Here is a 20,775-nt window from a genome sequence, read left to right as displayed (position 1 = left end):
AGTGGTATATGGCAGTTATGTTTTATTTAAGGTTTGCGTTTTCGGGTGTGATTTTTTTCCTTATTAAGTTCTTTTGTAATTTTTTGTTTTATTTTGTTTTTTAATTTATCGCTTATTTCTTCTGTTGTGTTTTCTTCAAAAATAAAATCAGACTCTGAATATGAATCATTATCTTTATTATTGGTTTCTACATAAATATCTTTAGGGTAGGGTGAAGTATTTTTTGGTTTTTTGGTGTTGTTGATATTTTCTTCTTTATGATTTTCATTTTCACATTGAATTTCTGCTGCCTCTTTGCTTTCGAATCCACCACCGATGATTTCACCTGTATAAGTGTCTAAGATGAAAGAAGTCTCAATGATTTTTTCTTCAGTATCGCTTGTTGTTGCAGGGATTTTAATGTGAATTGTGATTACCATGTATCTTGGCATTTTATAACTCCAATAATTAACTATCGGTTAATGGCGGTTTTTAATGTCATTTATTTCTAATGAAGATGGTCATGATTAATTATACTTATCATGAGGGGTTTTAGTATTTATTTTATTGTTTTTTTCTTATTGATTGATTTTTATATGTTTTTATTTATAGTGCTTTTGTGTTAATCGTTTATTATTTTCATTGTATATATAATAATTGTCATTATATTAATGCTAATTATTTTTAATTTATGATAATGGCCAATAGAAGATTGACCATTATCAAGAAGGATCTGCGGATTGGCGTCTGGGAAAAAAGGATTGCGGCGTTTCACATCATTACTGTGTGCTAATCCCTTCTTCTGCATGAAAATCCTGATACAGCCAGTCGAGTCTTTCCCAGAGGATGAACGTCAGAATTTCTTTGACCTGTGGCTGTTTGGTCTCGATCACGGCGTAGGGCAACGCTCTGCACTGATCTATCCACCTGTATGTAACATGCTCATCAATTTAATTCGAGCTAAGCAAAAACATACCATTTAGATATTATTATCTTGCTATCATTTTGTTGTTCAATGCTATTGGATTAATTATTTTTTAACTCTCAGGTGGATCTTTTTAAATAGTAGGGCTATATCGTATATTCAGTATTTAAAAAAATCATTAGCATAAAAATATTTTACATCTGTAATTTTTTAAATTGTTATTAATTAGACAGGACAGCAATGTTTATAAAAACTATAGAAAAAACAAACCATTCTGAGTGGGTGGTGAGAAATAGTTTGTATTGGATGTCTGCTTACACAAGGTGGCAACTGGGGGCAGATGACAACGACTGGATCGTCTCTTTTGAGTCCTTTGACGACACCATCAAGTTTGAATTTGAACGCCTCCTGAATGATTACAAGCTCCGCGAAGCTCATCAAAGCCATACCGGACATATCAGGGCTTCAATCATCTCCACTGTGCTAAGAAGCATTGATGCGAGGCTGACTGAATGAAGCCAATGCCATTTAACTTTGACAGGTTGAATGATGGCAGGGTATTCATCAGCAATCTGGCTGGTTTTCATCACTTCATCACTAACGATGAATTAGAAAGCCTTTCCTGCAATAAATGGTCGCCGGAGTTCCGGTCTAGTGAGATTCTGGAAAGTAAGCTATTCATTGCCGACGAGGCTTCCGAAGGCTTGGCTTCTGCTTCACTCAGTTCAGGATTTGCTAAACGGCTGATGAGCGATCTGGCTGTCAGACCGATTTTCATGATTGTGCCAACATTGCGGTGCGATCATACCTGCAAGTATTGTCAGGTCAGCCGGGCAGCAATCGGTGCTGAAGGTTACGATCTTGATCCGCTTCTTATCCCTGATATCGTTCAGACCATTAAAAAACTGTCTTCTCCTCCCTATAAAATAGAAGTGCAGGGCGGGGAGCCTTTACTCCGGTTTGATCTGATCCAGGAAATATACGCTGAGTGTGAGAGAACGCTGGGCCAGCAATGCTTTGAAATGGTGATTGCCACAACGCTTTCACTGCTTGAATCGTCCATGATGGATTGGGTTAAAGATCGCAATATCACGTTCTCCGTTTCTCTGGACGGTGGTGAGGATATCCACAATAAAAACCGTCTCCTTGCCGAAGGTAAATCCTATTCAAAAGCCGTTGCGGGGATGCTGGCGGTGCGAGAGCAGCTTGGCGCAGGTCGCGTGGCGACAGTCACGACCGTTACCAAGGCATTGATCCAACATCCGGGTTCAATCATTGATGCCCATCTGGGATTAGGCTTGACGGATATCTTTGTCAGACCTGTTAGCCCCTACGGATTTGCCCATAAAGAAAGTTTCACTTTCTCGATGCAGGAATATTTCGACTTTTACACCGCGTTGATTGACGAAATTCTGTGGCATAACCAGAAAGGCACTGCTGTGGTTGAACACTCAGCCGCGATACATTTAAAGCGGATTTTCAATCCTGGTTTTAGTGGCTATGCCGATCTGAAATCTCCCAGCGGCGTCGTATTGAACTGTATTCTCTTTAACTATGATGGCCGTGTTTATGGCAGCGACGAAAGTAGAATGCTTCAGAAGGTGAATGCAGATGCAGATTTTAGTGCCGGGGCTGTTTCAGGATTGTCTTTTTCTCAAAGCCCTTACTATCAGTCAGTCCTGAGTTCATCGTTCAATTTCGCTCTACCGGGTTGTGATACCTGTGCTTACCAGCCATTTTGTGGAGCAGATCCTTGCCAGAACATCAGTGTTCAGGGAGAGCCTGTAGGCGACAGAAGCCGCTCCATCTTCTGCCAATATCATAAGGGAATGTTCCGGTTCCTGATGAATGCGATTGCTCAGGATGGGCCTACCGCAACGATGCTGAAAAGGTGGGCTTATGTCTGAGGTGCTAAGAAACGATATTTTCCGTTTTACGGTAAAAAACACGGTTGAAATGGGTTTCTATCGGCTGTGCAAAAAGAAGCCCGTTGACCCACAGTTTTTTCTGCCAAATTTACTGATCCAACCTTCTTTTGATGATGGTGCGGCTGCCCCTTATTATGCAGGCTCTATCGTCAGTAATCAGCTATACGAGTCCGTAGAAGATGGCGATATTGGCGTTGTGAATAATGGCAATATGCTCAGAGTGATTTTGTCTCGCAGAGCGAATCATAATACTGTCCTTGTGACGGAAAGATGTAATAACCGATGCCTGTTCTGTTCTCAGCCGCCAAAAACACCCAATGATGACTGGCTTCTTACACAGTCTGCCCTTGCGATTGCGGCATTTAACTTTAATGGGCTTGTCGGGGTCAGTGGTGGTGAGCCGCTGCTATATGGCGAAGAATTTCTCTCGTTTCTTGATTTCGTTATTGATAATGCTCCTGATACCTCTCTGCATGTATTAACCAATGGTCGACAGTTTGCTGATGCTCGGTTTGCTGAAAAGGTGAGGGAACGAAGCAAAAGAATGAACATCACCTTTGGTATCCCACTTTATTCTTCACGACAGCAAATTCATGATCATCTTGTAGGGAGTGATGGGGCTTTCAGGGATACCGTTAAGGGCTTAATTAACGCGGGGAATTCAGGCATCAACATTGAATTAAGGATCATCCCAACAAAGGCGAATTACCACGATCTTGCTGACGTGGTGGAATATATTGGCAGGGTTTTTTCTAACATCAGTCAGATCTCCATTATGGGATTGGAATCTATTGGCTGGGCAAGAAAGAACTGGGATGAGATTTTTGTCAGTCACGATTCGTATGCGACCTCTCTGTCCTTAGCTACCGACACGGCCAACAGAGCGGGCATCCCGTTGGTGATATTTAATTACCCATTGTGTCACTTACCTGAATCTCTGTGGGATTATTCAACACAATCCATTTCTGACTGGAAAAATTACTACCCAGAAGCGTGTGAGCCATGCAGTAAAAAATCATCCTGTGCTGGTTATTTCTCCTCATCAAAAGGCCGTTTTCATCAAATGCCGAGACCAATACTATGAAAAGATTAAAGTTAGCCTCTTTATTACCTGGGTTTTTAGCACTCAATAACTCGGCGTGGGCCAGTGATGCCGCGATGAATATTGAAGAGTTTGGCTACTCTCCATTAAATGATCACGACCTTGTGCTTGCACCGCTCAATACCGAAGTGCCTTTTTATATTGCCGGTCATCGAAGCCACAGCTCTCATCGTAGCCACAGTTCGCACAGCTCTCACCGTTCTTCATCCGGTGGTGGATATTATGGTGGTAGTGCTACGCGATACTACCCCCGCAGCAGTGGTTCATCTTCCGGGAGTAGCAGTTCAGGAGTGACGTCATCACCGTCTTCGCCAGCGGCATCTTCACCTTCAACGAGAGCGCTTCGTCCTGAAACCGGAAATTCTGTAAGCTCTTCAAGATCTGGAACGAGCCAAAATACCAATACCTCCATGAATGGTGTCTCTTCCGATCAGGAAAAAAGACGCAGGCTTATCATGCGTGTGCAATTTGCCTTGTTTGATAAAGGCTATTATGAGGGCATCATTGATGGCGTTATGGGGCCAGGAACCCGATCAGCTATAAGAACATACCGGATTAATAAAGGTCTCCCTTTACCAGCCACTGAAACGTTAGATACCCAGTTGCTGAATTCATTAAATGTGCTTGCTAGGTAATTATTTTTCCTGAGGGTATTTTATGAAGCTGCGTCTTTCAATTTACCTAGCTAAGAAATCGGCAAAAGAACTGGATCAGCTACTTAATCTTGAAAGAGTTAAGGTACCTATAGAGTTAATACTGGCAGATGCTAAAGCCCATTTATTTATTAAACAGGATTATGAACCTCAAATACCTGAATGGGCAGATTTATTTTTCTCTGCAAAACCCGATTTACCGTATGATATCTTTGGAAAAAATAGCAGTACAGGCGCTATTTTGTTGATTGATTACAAAGAGGAACGGTTTGTTTTTCCTTTTGGAACTGGGCACCATTTAATTAACGATAATTACATCGTCAGAGAATTTGGGCTTAAAGTGACATTAAATTCCATATCGCAAAATAAAATCAGGAGTTTAGATAAAGGTAATCACAATGAGACTAATTTGCTTACAAGGAGTCAGAGCACCAGAGAGGTTAATATATATAATCTAAAAATTGATTCTGAATTAGATATATTAACAACTCTTACAGGAATTTGCACAGAAGACTTGCTTGGTGACAAAGTAACTGGAAGAGATGCTTTAGTCATTACCCCTGACATATCGTTTAGCGAGATAACAGGACTACTAGACAAGATAATTGAAATCTACAAAAAACCTCTACCAAACGAATTTGAATGGATAAACAATATAAAACAGGCTGATGATGAAGAAGTGGAGATCCTTGACTTTGAATTGGTTGACCTGATTAATTCTGGAGATTTTACTGATGTTATCATTGGTGAACCGGAAATTGTAGATTGGGAAAAACAGATAGGATATTGTTTTGAAAGGAGGAATAACAGTCCTATATATCCAGTTTTAGCACTTGGAAGTTTTTTAGAATACTGTAAGATTAGAAAATTAGATATAACGATAGATGTATTAAAAAATAAGAATATCCACTCTCTTAATGAACAGTATGAGTCTATAAGGTCATGGTCAATATATAGGTGTTTATATGCGGAGATAAAGAGTGGTGACAAGAGCTATATATTAAGGAATGGTGTTTGGTATTGCGCAGACACCAATTTCTTGTCAAGTATTGACGATGAAATAAATAAAATCCCTATTTATGAAGATAACCAATTGTTACCTACTTACTCTTTTGAGCATGAAGAAGATTATATTAAAGGTGTGTGTGCTGAGAATAGTTCTTTTCTTTTGATGGATCAAAAATTTATTTATCATGGTGCAGGGCATAGTAAAGTAGAGTTTTGTGATATGATAAAAGATGGAAAAGTACTTATACATGTTAAGTATTATAGTGGTTCTCAGAGTATGAGCCATCTATTTTCACAAGGATATGTAAGTGGGGAACTATTTGTTGGTGACAAAGAGTTTCGTAAAAAATTAAACGCTCATCTACCTGATGATTTACAGAGTGATTTCAACCTCAGACCCGAAACAAAAGATTATAAAATAGTATTTGCGATAGCGACAAAAAACGAATTGCCTAAAGGGTTGCCTCTTTTTTCAAAAATAAATCTTAAAAACTTCTATCGTCAGCTTTCTAATCTTGGCTACAATGTAAGGCTATGTAAGATTGATATAGATGATCTTATTTATAAGAAAAAAACGTATCGGCCAAGTTAGAATTATATTAAGTTTTTGTTCTTTCTAACGAATTTATGGATGATACTTTTTTTAATTCTTTAAGATAATCTGGATTATGCTCTATTAACCAGTGTAAAACCTTGTTGTTATCTAGCAATTTCTTTATATAAGATTTTGCGATGACAAATTTTAATGTGTTAGCGCCATAAATTTCTTCTATTCGATTTGTTTCATTTTGTATTGTTGCCATTTCTCTTTCTAGACGCTGTATGTTTTTTCTTGTCTCTGATGTTGTTAAGGAGTTTTCTTTTCCTTTGATTAGTAAATCTGGTTTTGTACCATTCAACAATGATAGGGCAAAATTTCTACTATAGTTATCGAAACTTATCATCATATTAGCGGCTTCTATTTGACGTATTGGCTTCATCTTTTTTATTATATTAAACATTGCTCTAGGGGTATGCTTATCGGATAGCAAAGAAATAACTTTTGGATCTATCCCATCAAGAAGTTTAGACCTTCCTTTTAGTGTATCAATAGATATACCTAATGAAGAGCTTAATTTTTCTATTGAAACCCTCTCCATGGCGATCTTTAACATCTTCTGCTCTTGAATGATGGTTAATCTATTTACATGCTTATTTGGTGTATATGCATCATCCAAGGTGGATATAAGACATGCGATACTATCTGAACCAATTTCTTTCATTGCCTCTACTCTTAAATGACCATCGAGTATTTTTATTGTTTTTCCATTGTTTTCTGGATAAACAATGATTGGCTCTATCAGTCCTATTTCTTTTATTGATGTTTTAATTTGAGCATACTTTATACTTTTCTTGACGTTTGGTATTAAATTCTTTGACGGCGTGAGTTTTTGTATATCTATATCAACAAACTCTTTTCCAAAGCAAAATTTTATCATTTCTTTACCCTCTATTTTGAATTGATTCTATGATTAATGTTGGTATGTCATTTAAGGTTTCTGACTTCAATATTTGGATGAAGGCATCATGCGAAATAAGTTCCTGAATGATCTGTTTAATTAGTGTCAGATTTTCTAATACATATTCTGATCTCGCATGTAATGATTTATGTTTATCAATATTTTCCTGGTAAACGTTCATCAACTCCTCTGGAGACATCTTTTTCTGATTCTTATTGTGAATGTATTCTATATTTTTACTGCCTTTATTGCCTTCACTTCTTCTATCAAGGATGTTTCTTATTTTTATAACATCTCGGCTCTTTATTAACCCTTTTTCATAAGCATCAAGAAATAATTGCTGAGATTCTTCTGTATTGCTCCTTGCAAACTCGACTGCTAAATATAATGGAATTTTTCTATTTTCTACAGCAGTTAAAAATTTTTGTTCACCTTTTGAAAGAAGCATAGTTATGTTATTAACCCAATTTTTTGAATAGCCCAAACGCTCTCCAATCTCTGAGTCTGACATGCCTCGCAATTTCATATCTCTGACTACTTCAAATAATTCTACTGTTCTAGGGTTTCGCCTGGCAATGTTTTCAGCAAGGCTCATAATATATCCTGCTTCCTCACCAACATCTTTGATAATCGCAGGAACATGTGTTTCACCTAATTTAACCAGTGCTTCAATTCTTCCCTGACCGCAAATTAATGCATACTCAAAGTTTTTGTCTTTTATCTTTCTTAAAGAAACTGGCTTTCTTAGCCCTGTCTTTTCGATGTTTTCTTTTATCCCATTGTGAATGAATTTATTTCTTGTTCTTGGGTTTGATACCTTTATTAATGATATTTCGACTAAAACTATTTTATGATTGTCAGATGATACTCTTCTCATACAGCCTCCGATATAGCTGTTCTTTCTATCATGTTATAAAGCTCGTTCAGATTATCAAAACGATAAAAATCAAAATGAAATGCATTATTTTCTGAGAGTATTACTCTCTCAAACAAGATATCCAGAGAAGGGAATATATAATAATCCACTGGGGTTTTATTAATGCTATCCATTCTGACAACTATACTTACATCAGGTTTTAATGAATTCTCAAACCTTATTTTCCAGCGTAATCTGCCAGAAGGCAATTTTTTACAACGCGCTATTATGAATGAAATACTGAGGGTGTCGTTGATTAATATTAATGGTGAATGAGATTTAGTATCAGCAATGTTGTTAAGTGCAGTCACTTTATTTAGGAAGTTATTAACTTCAATATAATGGTAATTTCTAAGGTTTTTATTTATTTCGATGTATTGATAATCGTGTTCAGGTTTATATCCTATGATTTCATAAGCCTGTAGTAACCCTCCAAACCTGTTTCTAAAAACTGAACTAGAAGGGCCAGTATCATCCTCATCAATTATAATTCCAGAAAGTTTTCCCTTTTCTTTAAGTCTGTTTTTTAAATAATCTAGGAGTTGTTCGTTTGTTAGATGATGAGAACGTGAAATTATTATTTCTTTAGCTAAAGTGAATTTGCTTTTTGAAATTATTGGGGTGAAAGAATTTTCGCACCTTATCCATTCGGACTCTGGGTTTTTTATGAATTTCTTTTTAAGCTTGTAAGATGTTTTATTATAAACATTATGACCAATATATTTTTCATTGGTTAATATTTGATGTATTTTGGATCTTGACCAGATAGTTCCGTTTTCTGCCTTTACTCCTCTTTCATTTAATATACTCGCTATTATAAATTCAGGCATGTTTTTAAAAATAAACATATCATATATTTCATTTACGATCCTTCTTTCATTTTTCGGACCAGGAATTAGAATTACCCTATCAGTTTGAATACTCTTCCTTCTGCCAAATAACAAAATTTCTTTTGGGGTATGTTCTTCATCAATAAGTTGTCGTCTTAACCCATATCCCGGAGTGCCACCTTGATGGTAGCCACGTTTGATTAGGTTGACCTGTCCTGCGTAGACTTTGTCTGATAAATTTTTACTGAGATCCGCAGCTCCTGCGCGTTTAATACTCAGCATCAGCATTGCTTCAAGAGGGTGCTCTTTTGTTGGTATATGCTCAGCACAGAAAATGACATCAACCCCATTCATTTTGAGAATATGGCTGTAATAACCAGCTTCATCAATGTCTTGGAAACGACCAAATCGGCTTACGTCATAGACGAGGACGGCTTGTATTTCTATGTGGCGGTAAATGACATCGTTTAAGAGTTTCTGAAGTGCTACACGCCCTAAGATTGTCACACCACTTTTGCCTGCATCATCATAGGTATGAGTGATGAGCATGTCATGTTTATCAGCGTAGTCTTTGATGAACGTAGCTTGATTATGCAACGAATATTGTTGGTGCTCAGTGGACATCCGAAGATACTGAGCGACTTTAATTTTTTGTTTTTCAAAAGTATTTAATTCCATGATATTAGCTCTACGCAATTTCAGGAAATTTTCATATCCGCAACAATTGATCAAAAATCAACCAAATACAATATTTTTTTGCCATCAGGGTTTAGGTATTTTTGATAAGAAACGTGAGAAGTATTGAGGCAGAAATCTGACAATGGAGTGAGGCTGATACCTGTAGCCTGAAAAGTAACCAAAGAGGTTTTAGAAATGAGTGGAACAAAAGTTCCACTTTTTGGGGATTAGCACATAGGTCAATATGATCTGATATTAATCAGTATGAAAGTCCTGATACAACCAGTCGAGCCTTTCCCAAAGAATGAACGTCAGAATTTCTTTCACCTGTGGCTGTTTGGTTTCGATAACTGCGTAGATCAACGCTCTGCACTGATCGATGATTTCTTCCTGTTCTAAAGGTGTGTTATCGAACATAGCCCACCTCCATAACCTTTTGCCCGAACAGATTAAAATAACGCTTACTCGATTGCTTAAAGTGCTGATCTTCAATAAGGGAATTGCTAGACTTGCTGATAGCCATGTCGTTAGTTTCCTTAACGGTGTGGTTAGTCTCTGTCTGATATGTCCGTATCAGGCAGGGACGATTGGTGACGATATGCTTTTGTGATAGTGTACGTACCTATAAAATCCAGCATAGTTAAAAAGGTACGTACATGTCAACGATAAAACGTGATACGAAGAAATCTTCGTCAACAGGTAAATCACCGACTTTCCAGATACGCATCTCGCCTGAGCTACGTGAACAGCTAGATGAAGTTGTAGCAAAAAAAGGTGTTAGTCTTGGTAACTGGTTCAAAGAGCTTGCCCGTCAGGAATTGAGAAAGCAGGGGATTGAGCCGAAGGGGTAAGGTTTAGCTAGTACTGAACAAACAACCAAAGATGGTGACCACAATGTTCTCTAACGTCAAGGATGAGAAGTATGGACAATTATCTAAATAGAAATAGTGTTAATAATCAATATTTTTTGGCTATGGCTCAGACCGCTGCGTTTGACCTAATGAAAACTGCCAGAATTGTATCATCCCGCCATATTCACGATCTCTTTCTTAAAGCAAAATTTGAGGATGAGATTCGGAAGTTTTCGAATGGAAATCTGGAAGTTGTTAGAAATGCCAGTAGTTCATCTGAATGTCAGACCGCTATTAATAATATCAGGGAGGAATGTGCCAATATTGAAAACCAAGGGACAATGCTTTCTCTTGAGAAAGCCAAGGTATTTATTACCATCAATATGGAGAAAAGAGAGAAGGAGATCGGTTACACAATAAATGCAATCGGTGTTATTTTGAACGGTGCTCAGGTATTTTCTGGATTCGGTGTTATTGCTGGTTCGACAACTTATATCGGTAAACTTGCCGGTGCCCATATTGTTCTTAATGGTGCAAGCTCATCTCTGGAGAGTTTTTTACATCTTATTGGGCGTGATGATGAAATTGGATTTATGAAATCTGGTTATATGCATGCTGCTGAATTCTTAGGTTTTGATAAAAAAGCAGGCTTGCTGGCTTATCATTCAGTCGATCTTGTTACCTCATTCTATGGTATTGTTAAATTAACACTTAAACCTGATGCCTGGCGGCTTTTTAGATATATTCCAAGTGATTATTATAGAAAAATAAATACAATGAGTAGAGCATCACTGATGTTGAAGATGGTCGGGGCTGGAAACAAAATACGGATAATGTCTGACATATATGAAGATGATTCTCTTTAATTTAATGGGCTAATCTCAGCCCGTTTTATCTTTTCTCTTTAGATAGGAATATGATTTATATGCTAAGTTCATTGGTGCAAGGTAATATACAGGTAAGAGAAAAAATATTGTTAGAGTAAAATGAATTAATATTTCAACCCAATCATCGGAAATATTAAAAACGGCGTTAATGATAAATGAAGCAATAAGTATTATTGATATAAAACACCCATTGTAAAATGTCTTTTTTAAAGAATGTGTTAACATCAATAATGTTTCTCCACTATTTGCACTACGTGAAACAATCCCCCTCATTTTGGTAATATCGTTTTGTGTGAACCCATTTTCTAGTAGTTCTTTTTCCATGTCTTGATCATTCATTGTTTCTTTTCTCCGATTTTCCCTTATAGCGTTTGATAGGGCGTAGAGACATTTTAACACTATCGCCCATCAGTTCTGTATTTAGTAAGTCGAATCAGTCCATAAAAGGAAAGAACTGGTTCTTGCTACCACATGCTCCCATTCGATTGATGCAAATTTGAACGAAATACTTTCCTGCGGCTGCGTTTCATTATGTGTCAATGAGTTAGGATAGAAAAACTGAATGTCGTTGATAATAGCGTCTCTCAGCACCATTTTAAAATAGAGTTCATTACCACCTGATTGAGAGGTTCTGTAAAACAGGAATTCACAGGTTAGTTTTTCGTTATCGCCTAATGCCTGGGCAATAAGTGGGGTAGCTTTATCTATTGGCTTTCTTATTTCTACAGGGTTGAGAGCAACATTATCCTGTCGAGTTATTCTATTCATTAACTCATAAACAAAAATTTCATCTTCATGAGCGATCTGATATTTGTTGCCAATCGAGTCTGCACTTGAACAACCCGCAGAGATCAGACCTTGTTTGATGCCAGTGAGTTTCAGATAGATCAAATTTGCCATTATTTATTCCTTAATGTTATCCATAATCGCCCCATAAATCCTTTTTCCTTATGGGAGTGTAATTTCTGCATTTTTTAGTCAACGAGTCAATAGCGGTTATCGGGCAATGTGTATGATTTTAAATGATTGCCAATGCGATAATTATTGCATTAATTATTTGTACGAAAATGGTTTTTGGTGGGAAAGGAAAACGGAAATGTAGCTCATAGGTATACTAAAAATCGATAATTAAAAAATTATCTATTATTTATCAAAGGGTAATATATTAGAAATAGAACTGTTGCATGATATGACCGTGTGGGTGAATGAAAAAATAAAATCTGTTCTGTAAGTGCGGTATTTTTCGCACGGTATGGGCTACTTTCCTACAAAATATAGCCAATCTGATTTGAAGCGAGTTGTCCGAAAAGCCCCAACGACCATGAAGGGGCTAAAAGGGCAGTGATTATTGCTTCCTGTTGGCAAACTCAAACGGGCTAACTACTCCATTGCGGTTCGCATCCAGAAAATCAGCCCACCATTGCAGCATCAGTTTACGCTGATCAAGATGGCTGACTTTATGGGTATAGGCTGATCTAACGGTGTTTTTTTCTTTATGGCTCATTTGAAGCTCAACCGTGTCTTCCGACCATAATCCCGATTCCGTCAATGCACTACAGGCTAACGTGCGAAAGCCATGTCCACACAGGTCGGTTTTGGTGTCGTATCCCATACGCTGAAGGGCTTTATTGATAGTGCCTGAACTCATCGCAGAATCACTGTCGTAAAACCCGGTGAAAATAAACCCGTCACCCGCTTTTTCACCATAAGTGATCTGTTTAACCTCTTTCAAGATCTCAACCGCCTGCCTGCACAGTGGGACAAAATGCTTTCTCTTCATTTTGGCACCACGACCGGAGTGTTTTACCCCTTTAACTTCCTTGCGTTGTTCAGGGATAACCCAGAGCGATTTTTTGAAGTCGATTTCACTCCATCGAGCAAAACGTAACTCACTTGACCTGACAAAAACCAATAATGTGAGCCTGATCGCTAATTCTGTTAAAAGACCCCGACCACGGTAGTTGTCGAGTTTTTGTAAGAGATCGGGAATTTCATAGATTTCGATAGAAGGGCGGTGCGCTGTCTCACCTTTTTCGATAGTGCCTTGCAAATCATAAGCAGGGTTGTAACTGATGATTTTCTGCTGGACGACGTATCGCATGATAGAGGTTGTATACTGCTTCAGGCGCATGGCGATGTCGAGATAGCCTAATTTCTCAACTTTTCTGAGGGGGATGAGTAAATCGCTGGTATCAAGTTCTGATACATCACGATTTCCCAGGTCTGGCAGGAGGTAGTTTTCAATGCGTCTCCAGACCTTAACTTTGTAGTCTTCTGACCACTTGGTTTTGGTCTCCGCCCATGCACGAGCTATTGCAGCAAAAGAGCGGGACTCATCGTGTGTTCCTTGTCGCTCCCGGCCTGATTTTTTTCTGGCTCCTGGATCAATCCCATTAGCAATCAGCTTACGCGCTTCATCACGACGCTCCCTTGCGTCAGTCAAAGAAATCGCAGGGTAAACCCCCAGCGCTAACAGTTTTTGCTTCTGTGCAAAGCGGTAGGAAAGCCGCCAGTATTTAGATCCGTTCGGGTGGACAAGCAGGTGCATACCAAGACCATCAGTAAGCTTGTATTCTTTCTCAAGAGGTTTAGCTTTTTTTACTTTGGTGTCAGTAAGTGACATAGATTCTCTTTCCTTTTTGTTGGTATAAGGAAAATCTAACCAGCACTACCAAGAAATCTACCAACAAAACTGTTGGATTCAGGTATTTTTCAGTGGATGTTAGTAGACAAGAGAGGGGAGACAAGTAATTGATTAAATGCAAAAATGTAGACACCCGTGGGCATCTACATTCTTTAATTTGGCTCCTCTGACTGGGATCGCCTTTGCCAGTAACTGGCTAATATGTAAGCTAAACCTGAATTGCCGTTCTGTAAAGACCACCAGAATGACCACTAAACAACTGTTAATGCGCGTGATCTGGCCTTTGGCGCAGATAAAGATTAATGAACCCATTGTCGGTTGCTAGCCACTTTGCTCCTTGAGACTTGAATCCTCTGATTTCCAACTTATTTTTAATACTCTGATTTTGTGTAGTTGCTAAAATACCACAGTCTTTTACCAATTCTAGCAATGAATCAATAATCATATTACAATGGCCACATTTACGAAAATCAGAGTCAGTAACAATATAACCAAGATCAAACGGATAATCGCTGGTATTAAACTCTTGTCTCAATGCTGCCTTATAACGGCCAAAAATATTATGGTAATAAGGCAGGTTTTTCGCAGTACTCTTCAGTGATCCAGCCGCCGCCAACTTATTAGTAACCTCATCTTTGATGATGGCCCAGTATGCAGCACTTGCTAATCGATCTTCATTGACATTAACGGATCCACCCTTTCTGAGAATATATGTATATTCGCTAAGGGTGTCAGAAGTGAAATCATTGGGGTTACTAATAGTCAGCGTCATATTTTTTTCAGATAAACTTTTTTTATACATATCTGATACCACCTAGTATGAAAGTTTCATAGTAAAGAGATAAGTGATTCACTTTTGGACTTAATTTCTATAATATCCAAGACATCTTTATTGTCTAATTGGGAGGGAGATGAAAAATTTAACTTATTCAGTTCATGTAATTTAAAAAATCAAAAGCATATAATTTATTGATTGATATCAAAAAGTATATGCCCCCGAAGATATGGGTAACGCTAAAAGGTTTACGAGGCGCAGAAACGTTCATAAAATAGACGAGAAAAAGCTATGTCGTTCAGTTCATTTTCTGTTTTAACGCCAAGCTTTATTGCCAGTTCCCTTGATGCTCCACCTGGAGAAGGCACAGGAAGAACATCTGCTTGAGGATTAAGACGGGTAAAAATTTCATACTCTTCTTGGATCCCTTCCATCCCACCAATAAAAACAGCAGCGGATAAAGATTTACGGGAAAGCATTTTTTCTCTCATGTGAGACAGACTTTTTACTCGGTCGTTTTCTATAATATCTGTAAGAACAACATTACTAAACTCCATATTTTCTTTAGGAAAGCTTTCTGAAAAGAAGCGACTTTGGTATAGAACGACTGATTTATTGTAATCAACATCTAAATCTTCGCAGATCGTAAGAATCATAGGAGTGATGGCAGGATGTCCGCCCCAAACAATTATATGGCTTCTTATTACTTGGACAATGAGTTCCCTTACTGCACTTTGGATAAGAAAGGGGTCTGAATTTTTGTAGTAATCGCCTCTGTTAGGGACGGGTACGCTAGCAGATAAGAAAATCTCTTGCATATCATTAATGTCCTTCACCTGTAAGCTCCCAAGCAAACTCATGTATAGGTATGTAGGTGGCTATTTTAACATGTGAACCTAACCACTTAAGATGTTTCAGCCATCTCTTGTCCATACCAACTGAATCATAGACTATAGCAAGCGATTGTTCTGGTGTATTCAGATAAGCGTTATAAAGTGATATTGACGAAGGAACTCCCATCGTTGGATAAGCTATAAATGCTTCACCGTTCATTAGAGAAAAATGCACCGAACGACCAGGACCAACTCCGTGGAATGAGCCTTGTATTCGAATGATATCTGTACGAATTCTATCAATAAGATTTAATGTTCGTACGGCATATCCTTTACTCCTTACTGCTTCTAAACGTTTACAAAGGCGATTAAGAACAGGATCTGCAAAAAGTCCAGTTTCAAGAATATCTCCTGGTTGAAGAATCTCTTGAGAGGCTGTGCTAGTCTTTTTGTCAGGCGTTCTGCCAGGCCAGACAACTTGTAAGATGCTGATATTTTTTGCCAGAGCCCGTCCATATTCAGCACTAGACCACATGCTTTCGAAATATGTTTCTGTATCAAGCATTATTAACACGTCTGAATCACAGAGATTATGCCATAACTTGCTCTGAAATGGTTGCCCAGGTCGGATACCATGAGTGTCTAGAAATACATCAAACTGTCTTGCACCTAACTCATCATACAACTGTAGTGCTGCTTCCCTTGATTCAGTACGGCGGTAACTAAGAAAAACTCTACGTTCATGAGGCAAAAGTCCGACGCATTCTAGCAATGCCGCACCGATGCTATAAACATCATGATCGCTGGTTGACATGCAGTTCAAATGTCGTAGTTCTGTTGGTACTTCAACCTCGATCAAACCAAGAGAGCTAACGATAGGAATAATTGGAATACCAAGTTCGAGTAAACTAGGGATGTCAGGATGAACCGTAGAACCGTCACAATAATAAATTACTGCCACATTCTGTTGATAAGGAGGGATGAAATTTTTTGGACACACCTGGCAGTCAACTTCTTTCCCTATGGTCATTTGAAACGAACTAAGAGTATCATTTAAGAATTCTTGGAGCCCACTCAACTGTTCTGGAGATGGAAGACCCATTACAGCTATATGATAGAGAAACATAAATTTCCTTAGGAGAGCGGTTGTAAATAAATATCATTGTAAATATTGTTTTCCAAGAGATTATGCCAAACGAGAAGAGAGCAAAAATTCCGAAGGGATCTGTGCATTATGATATAATTCATCTAACTTTCTTAATGCAGATAATTCTCTTTCGTAAGTTGTATTTGAAGTGTGTGACAATGGTTTTTTTAGCCAAGATTCAAAAGTATTATTTGAGATATGATATTGTGTTTTAGGAAACTCATGTGCAAATATTGCTTCTTCATTAATAGCCATATCCATTGCTTCTTGAGAAAGGCTTGACATACCACTTACTTTTATTTTTCTGCGTTCAGTTCGCTCACATAGACTTGCGAAAGTTAATTCTGAAAATATCCAAGGCGATGATAAATAATATTTATCGGAAATGTAATTGCTAATTTTAAGTGAGTTATTGGTTTGGAGGAAAAGTAAAAGCTCAGTTTTTTAAATCATTTTATGAAGTGCAGAATTTAAAATCATGTAAACATTAGATGTTGTACGATTACGCATTTCATAATTATAGCTTGTTTTAGATTCATTAAGGCAAAATTTATTGTCTACCTTTTTCAGTAGGCCGTCAGCATACCCCCATATACACGAATCAACGAAAACTTTCAAACCTAAACTTTCAAGTTTAATAGCAAGTTTTATAACATCATCTTCGTCCGAGTGTGCATGGGAAAGAAATATGTCAGCCTCCAAATGAGGGAAAAAATCATTCATAATTGCTTTACCATCAAGGAGGTTATTTCCATCTAGGAGGTAATCAGTAAGACCTTTACGATCAAAGTCTTGGTTTTTTTGAAGACGATATTGTGATATTTCATCACTTGAATAATATAAAGAGTTAGCATTAAAATCATAAATACTGATATCTGCAAACATTAGTTCTTATACTCCTGTTTAATGAATGAAAATTATAAGGGTTTAGTGTTTTAGAAACCTAATGTATTAATATTAGCAATGGCTTGGTTTTGATTTTTATTAATAATAAAAATTTGGTGATAAATGATGTGCGTTTTATACATTACTTTCCTGACTTGAATCTATTTTTTAAAAAATGTCTATGATTATTCTGGTTTTATATGGAAACATTTAAAATTTAGTCCATTTTTCAGCAAGGGTGCCATCAAAGAACCTTGAACGAACTTCTATGAATGAATCCTTGCCAATCTCATTACCACGTTCTTTCATTTCAGATATTGCATCTATATCATCTAATTTTATTTCAATAGGTGTTTGTTGGTTAATTCTGAGATGCCTGGTGGGGCCCAAGAAACTTTCTGCTAAAGTAAGTGCTCCATGTTCTTGAGCAGCGAAAAAGAGATCTGCGCTATGCGGAGCCCAACCAGCTTTTCCTTTACCTAGAGATTCGCTGAAATCGCTCTCACAACTTAATGTTCCCACGCTGAGAACATCTATACGGTTTAAAGGAATGTTTAGATGTCTCACCGTTTCAGCAAGAGCTGGGAGTATTGGGTTATTAGCCCAAACACCTCCGTCTAAATAACTTTCTGGAGCTATAGGAGAATCCCATATTGATTCATCAAAGTAAGTCGGTGCAGCGGAAGAAGCAAGGGCAGCATCTACAGCTGATATTTCCCTAAAGGCGGTTCGATCTGGACTGTGAGGAGTTACTATAGCTTCGGCCTGACCATGCTTTGCCCTAACTGTTGGAATGACTAAACGGCAACATGAATGTTGGGATAATTTCTTTTCACCATATATTTCTTCTAATAACCCTCTTAACGTTGATGATTCATGTTTTGATCTTAGCCAGTGTCTTAACTTTCTATCCTTGGGAAATATGAGAGGCCCGTTTTTGACATAAAATTCTAATATTTTACTAGGTTTAATGCCTAAGGCAAGTCCAATCGCTAATATTGCACCTGTAGACGTTCCTGCAACTAAATCAAAATGAGATATAAGATTATTACCCCCACCACTTCCTAGCATATCGTCCCATTTTGCAAGAACTGCAGCAGTAAAGGTGCCTCTTAATCCACCCCCGTCTAGAGCTAATATTCTAAAGTTTCGGGATCTAGATATGTTATGCTGTATTAACGGAAGTCTTTTAATTTGTTCTATTATTGTGTTAATTATATGATTAACATCGGTTGAGTTAGATATCTGGCGATTTACATCTATAGTTAGTCCATTATGAAGTTTTGATAAAATATTTTCATTATCCCTAAGATATCCCTAAGATATCCCTAAGATATCCCTAAGATATCCCTCAGTAGCACCACCATAACCTGCAACAATGAAGCCAGGCTTACCTCTTTTGAGCATTGTTTCTAATTCTGTTGGAACACCTGCTTGAGATTTATTTACATCCCACCATTTTCCGCCCACACAGACGATAACATCAGCTCTATCGGCCATCCACTCTCTAATAGATATCAGGCCGGTATTATCATCTTCTGGATCAGCGGGAACTATCTGTACAGTTGAAAATTCACGCTGGGCCTCTATTTCTAATAGCTGCTCATCTGTAATCGCATATTTTTTTGCACGAACGAACGTTAGTGCCTCAGAGGTTCCGCCTGCCTGTATAAATGCTCTCGCTGATTCTTCAAGTGGTTTTATAAAGGTCGGATGGCTTCCATGTATTACAGTACCACCCTCACTAAATATACGAGCAGAAAATAGTTTTACGAAAGTGTAAATATCTTCTTTTTTGCTATCATGAATAGAACCGGATAAATGTATTCTTATACCTGCAAGAGGCGTGATAATGGCCATTTTTCACCTGTTTGGTTATTTATTCAAAGAGCTACTGTTTTTGAAATATTATAGCATTCCTTGTTCTTATTTATTTCATAAGCAATGTCAATATATTTATTTACATCCTTAATAAAATCACACCATTTAACAGCGTAAATGTATGATGAGTACCCACTATATACAACACTGTCCGTTATATGGCTATCACAACTTGTGTATTCAGGGTTTTTAATATTGAACATATTTCTTTTTAAGATCCCAAATAAAGTATCTGTTTTTAAAAGTCTACATTGACAAGTTGGACAATAGTCATCTTCTATAAAGTATGAGTAAGAATTGTTGCTGTCAGGTAAAACAATGGATAGTATTGCATTTGTACCGCTAGTTCTACCATCTTTTGTTATTTCCTTGAGTGAGTAAGCTATTTCCCAAGGGATCCACTGGTCATCTTCATTTTTCCACGATTCTTTCATATTTGGTGATATAGCAATGATTGTGAGAGTACTGTCAAAAATTTTCTTCTTAAGATTTGTTTCTATGGTGGAGTCTTTAAAATCACTTAAATCTTCGTCATCATTCTCACCCTTATTGATATGGTCATTGTCATCGATATATTCTTGTAGTTTTGTTATATAATCCCTGGATTTTGTGAATATATCGTTATCTAATATTGCTACATTAGAGTCACTGTATTTGTATGAAATGAATATTTTTCTTCCCATGATCCTTCCTTATAGGATAATTCGATTGCTTTATTTAATAAAAGTATTGTCACTTAATAAATTAAAGGTTACCAATGAATGATTTTCTAATTAATATGTAAGTTTTATTTTTTAATACAATATTTCAGATAACGTACGGAAACATAATGCTACCGATTTTCGGTGCAAAACATACATGCATTCGCTGGTACCGTAATCAATATGTAAATACCGGATGCTTTCGAGTAGTCAGTTATCCCAGCTTAGTTTTTTGTACCAGCAAGCCGTTGTCCAAACACTGATCGGCAACAAATTTCTTAAATCGCATATACTGCTATTCCAACTGTTATATGTGATTAAGTTCAGATGATGAAATCCCGTGGGATTCTTTCTCCTAGTCTTAAATGTCACATCCGAGATAGTCAGCTTTCGGTACAGATATGACCAGCACTACCTTTTCAGTATAAAAAATACGTGGTTATGTTTTGCATATATATATGGATAATTCGGGAACTTGTCTAGTTGTATTGGCAAAGTGGAAAAAAGACTTAAAAACCATAAATCCTCAGCAAAATGCTTAAATTTAATTTTTAACTGAACATACAAAATAGATGTCTTTAATTTTAATCTATTCAGAACGTTGAATTAAGAAAGGAAATTAATAGAGCGCGAACTGATCTAATGAAAAAGTG

The 20,775-nt window shown here is 37.4% G+C and carries 24 protein-coding genes; 7 read left to right on the top strand and 17 right to left on the bottom strand.

The window, feature by feature from the left end; translation table 11 throughout:
- Nucleotides 1–26: 26 nt before the first annotated feature.
- Nucleotides 27–431, bottom strand: coding sequence for a hypothetical protein (locus AACH44_RS12650; RefSeq protein WP_261848478.1), 405 nt, complete (start codon nt 429–431; stop codon nt 27–29).
- A gap of 713 nt (nt 432–1,144) precedes the next feature.
- On the opposite strand from AACH44_RS12650, the gene hxsD reads away from it, so the two are divergent.
- From hxsD to AACH44_RS12625, 5 genes are read left to right on the top strand one after another with little or no spacing between them, the layout of a single operon-like run.
- The gene (hxsD, locus tag AACH44_RS12645; protein ID WP_015730161.1) at nt 1,145–1,420 is read left to right on the top strand and encodes a His-Xaa-Ser system protein HxsD; all 276 of its coding nucleotides are present in this window, start codon (nt 1,145–1,147) and stop codon (nt 1,418–1,420) included.
- Nucleotides 1,417–2,811, top strand: coding sequence for a His-Xaa-Ser system radical SAM maturase HxsB (gene hxsB, locus AACH44_RS12640; RefSeq protein ID WP_261848479.1), 1,395 nt, complete (start codon nt 1,417–1,419; stop codon nt 2,809–2,811). The genes hxsD and hxsB overlap by 4 nt, the downstream gene beginning before the upstream one ends.
- Complete coding sequence (gene hxsC, locus AACH44_RS12635; RefSeq protein WP_261848480.1) at nt 2,804–3,916, top strand: His-Xaa-Ser system radical SAM maturase HxsC; 1,113 nt, start codon at nt 2,804–2,806, stop codon at nt 3,914–3,916. Before hxsB ends, hxsC begins: the two co-directional genes overlap by 8 nt.
- Nucleotides 3,913–4,569, top strand: a complete 657-nt coding sequence (gene hxsA, locus AACH44_RS12630) for a His-Xaa-Ser repeat protein HxsA (RefSeq protein ID WP_261848481.1) — start codon at nt 3,913–3,915, stop codon at nt 4,567–4,569. Before hxsC ends, hxsA begins: the two co-directional genes overlap by 4 nt.
- Before the next feature lie 22 nt (nt 4,570–4,591).
- Nucleotides 4,592–6,187 (top strand): TIGR04141 family sporadically distributed protein, encoded by a 1,596-nt coding sequence (locus AACH44_RS12625; RefSeq protein WP_261848482.1) that lies wholly within the window; start codon nt 4,592–4,594, stop codon nt 6,185–6,187.
- Nucleotides 6,188–6,194: 7 nt separating this feature from the next.
- On the opposite strand, the gene AACH44_RS12620 is transcribed toward AACH44_RS12625, so the two are convergent.
- From AACH44_RS12620 to AACH44_RS12605, 4 genes are all read right to left on the bottom strand, one after another.
- On the bottom strand, nt 6,195–7,073 hold the full coding sequence (locus AACH44_RS12620; protein ID WP_201962470.1) for a ParB/RepB/Spo0J family partition protein: 879 nt from the start codon (nt 7,071–7,073) through the stop codon (nt 6,195–6,197).
- Nucleotides 7,074–7,077: 4 nt separating this feature from the next.
- Nucleotides 7,078–7,971, bottom strand: coding sequence for a ParB/RepB/Spo0J family partition protein (locus AACH44_RS12615; RefSeq protein ID WP_338659262.1), 894 nt, complete (start codon nt 7,969–7,971; stop codon nt 7,078–7,080).
- Entirely contained in the window at nt 7,968–9,518 is a 1,551-nt protein-coding gene (locus AACH44_RS12610) for a recombinase family protein (RefSeq protein WP_338659261.1), read from the bottom strand. The genes AACH44_RS12615 and AACH44_RS12610 overlap by 4 nt, the downstream gene beginning before the upstream one ends.
- Before the next feature lie 255 nt (nt 9,519–9,773).
- Nucleotides 9,774–9,935 (bottom strand): hypothetical protein, encoded by a 162-nt coding sequence (locus tag AACH44_RS12605; RefSeq protein WP_201962476.1) that lies wholly within the window; start codon nt 9,933–9,935, stop codon nt 9,774–9,776.
- A 239-nt stretch (nt 9,936–10,174) separates the two neighbouring features.
- On the opposite strand from AACH44_RS12605, the gene AACH44_RS12600 reads away from it, so the two are divergent.
- On the top strand, nt 10,175–10,369 hold the full coding sequence (locus AACH44_RS12600; protein WP_261848485.1) for a toxin-antitoxin system HicB family antitoxin: 195 nt from the start codon (nt 10,175–10,177) through the stop codon (nt 10,367–10,369).
- A 71-nt stretch (nt 10,370–10,440) separates the two neighbouring features.
- Nucleotides 10,441–11,235 carry a DUF4225 domain-containing protein gene (locus AACH44_RS12595; RefSeq protein ID WP_261848486.1) on the top strand — a complete coding sequence of 265 codons (795 nt, stop codon included), beginning with the start codon at nt 10,441–10,443 and terminating at the stop codon, nt 11,233–11,235.
- Between the two features lie 15 nt (nt 11,236–11,250).
- Here the strand turns inward: AACH44_RS12595 and AACH44_RS12590 are convergent, their stop codons facing one another.
- The 12 genes from AACH44_RS12590 to AACH44_RS12535 form a co-directional block, all read right to left on the bottom strand.
- Nucleotides 11,251–11,580, bottom strand: coding sequence for a hypothetical protein (locus tag AACH44_RS12590; RefSeq protein ID WP_338659260.1), 330 nt, complete (start codon nt 11,578–11,580; stop codon nt 11,251–11,253).
- Nucleotides 11,581–11,676: 96 nt separating this feature from the next.
- Nucleotides 11,677–12,156 (bottom strand): Hcp family type VI secretion system effector, encoded by a 480-nt coding sequence (locus AACH44_RS12585; RefSeq protein ID WP_039353631.1) that lies wholly within the window; start codon nt 12,154–12,156, stop codon nt 11,677–11,679.
- A 445-nt stretch (nt 12,157–12,601) separates the two neighbouring features.
- On the bottom strand, nt 12,602–13,879 hold the full coding sequence (locus AACH44_RS12580; RefSeq protein WP_261848488.1) for a tyrosine-type recombinase/integrase: 1,278 nt from the start codon (nt 13,877–13,879) through the stop codon (nt 12,602–12,604).
- 132 nt (nt 13,880–14,011) lie between these two features.
- On the bottom strand, nt 14,012–14,200 hold the full coding sequence (locus tag AACH44_RS12575; RefSeq protein WP_261848600.1) for a hypothetical protein: 189 nt from the start codon (nt 14,198–14,200) through the stop codon (nt 14,012–14,014).
- Complete coding sequence (locus AACH44_RS12570; RefSeq protein WP_261848489.1) at nt 14,163–14,702, bottom strand: hypothetical protein; 540 nt, start codon at nt 14,700–14,702, stop codon at nt 14,163–14,165. Before AACH44_RS12570 ends, AACH44_RS12575 begins: the two co-directional genes overlap by 38 nt.
- A gap of 221 nt (nt 14,703–14,923) precedes the next feature.
- A complete protein-coding gene (locus AACH44_RS12565) occupies nt 14,924–15,511 on the bottom strand; it encodes a hypothetical protein (RefSeq protein WP_261848490.1) in 588 nt (195 codons plus the stop codon).
- Entirely contained in the window at nt 15,498–16,634 is a 1,137-nt protein-coding gene (locus AACH44_RS12560; protein WP_071991936.1) for a toll/interleukin-1 receptor domain-containing protein, read from the bottom strand. Before AACH44_RS12560 ends, AACH44_RS12565 begins: the two co-directional genes overlap by 14 nt.
- Nucleotides 16,635–16,694: 60 nt before the next feature.
- Entirely contained in the window at nt 16,695–16,940 is a 246-nt protein-coding gene (locus AACH44_RS12555) for a hypothetical protein (RefSeq protein WP_261848491.1), read from the bottom strand.
- Nucleotides 16,941–17,099: 159 nt separating this feature from the next.
- Nucleotides 17,100–17,540 (bottom strand): toll/interleukin-1 receptor domain-containing protein, encoded by a 441-nt coding sequence (locus tag AACH44_RS12550; RefSeq protein ID WP_261848492.1) that lies wholly within the window; start codon nt 17,538–17,540, stop codon nt 17,100–17,102.
- Between the two features lie 210 nt (nt 17,541–17,750).
- A complete protein-coding gene (locus AACH44_RS12545) occupies nt 17,751–18,680 on the bottom strand; it encodes a CBASS cGAMP-activated phospholipase (protein WP_261848601.1) in 930 nt (309 codons plus the stop codon).
- Nucleotides 18,681–18,857: 177 nt separating this feature from the next.
- Nucleotides 18,858–19,400, bottom strand: a complete 543-nt coding sequence (locus tag AACH44_RS12540) for a hypothetical protein (RefSeq protein WP_261848493.1) — start codon at nt 19,398–19,400, stop codon at nt 18,858–18,860.
- Between the two features lie 23 nt (nt 19,401–19,423).
- Nucleotides 19,424–20,104: a TIR domain-containing protein gene (locus AACH44_RS12535; RefSeq protein WP_261848494.1), complete on the bottom strand. Its 681-nt coding sequence runs from the start codon at nt 20,102–20,104 to the stop codon at nt 19,424–19,426.
- Nucleotides 20,105–20,775 lie beyond the last annotated feature (671 nt).

Source organism: Pectobacterium araliae (genome assembly GCF_037076465.1).
GTDB classification, from domain to species: Bacteria; Pseudomonadota; Gammaproteobacteria; order Enterobacterales; family Enterobacteriaceae; genus Pectobacterium; species Pectobacterium araliae.
The sequence above is the reverse complement of the archived record's forward strand: the minus strand, read 5'-3'. Positions and strand labels throughout refer to the sequence as shown.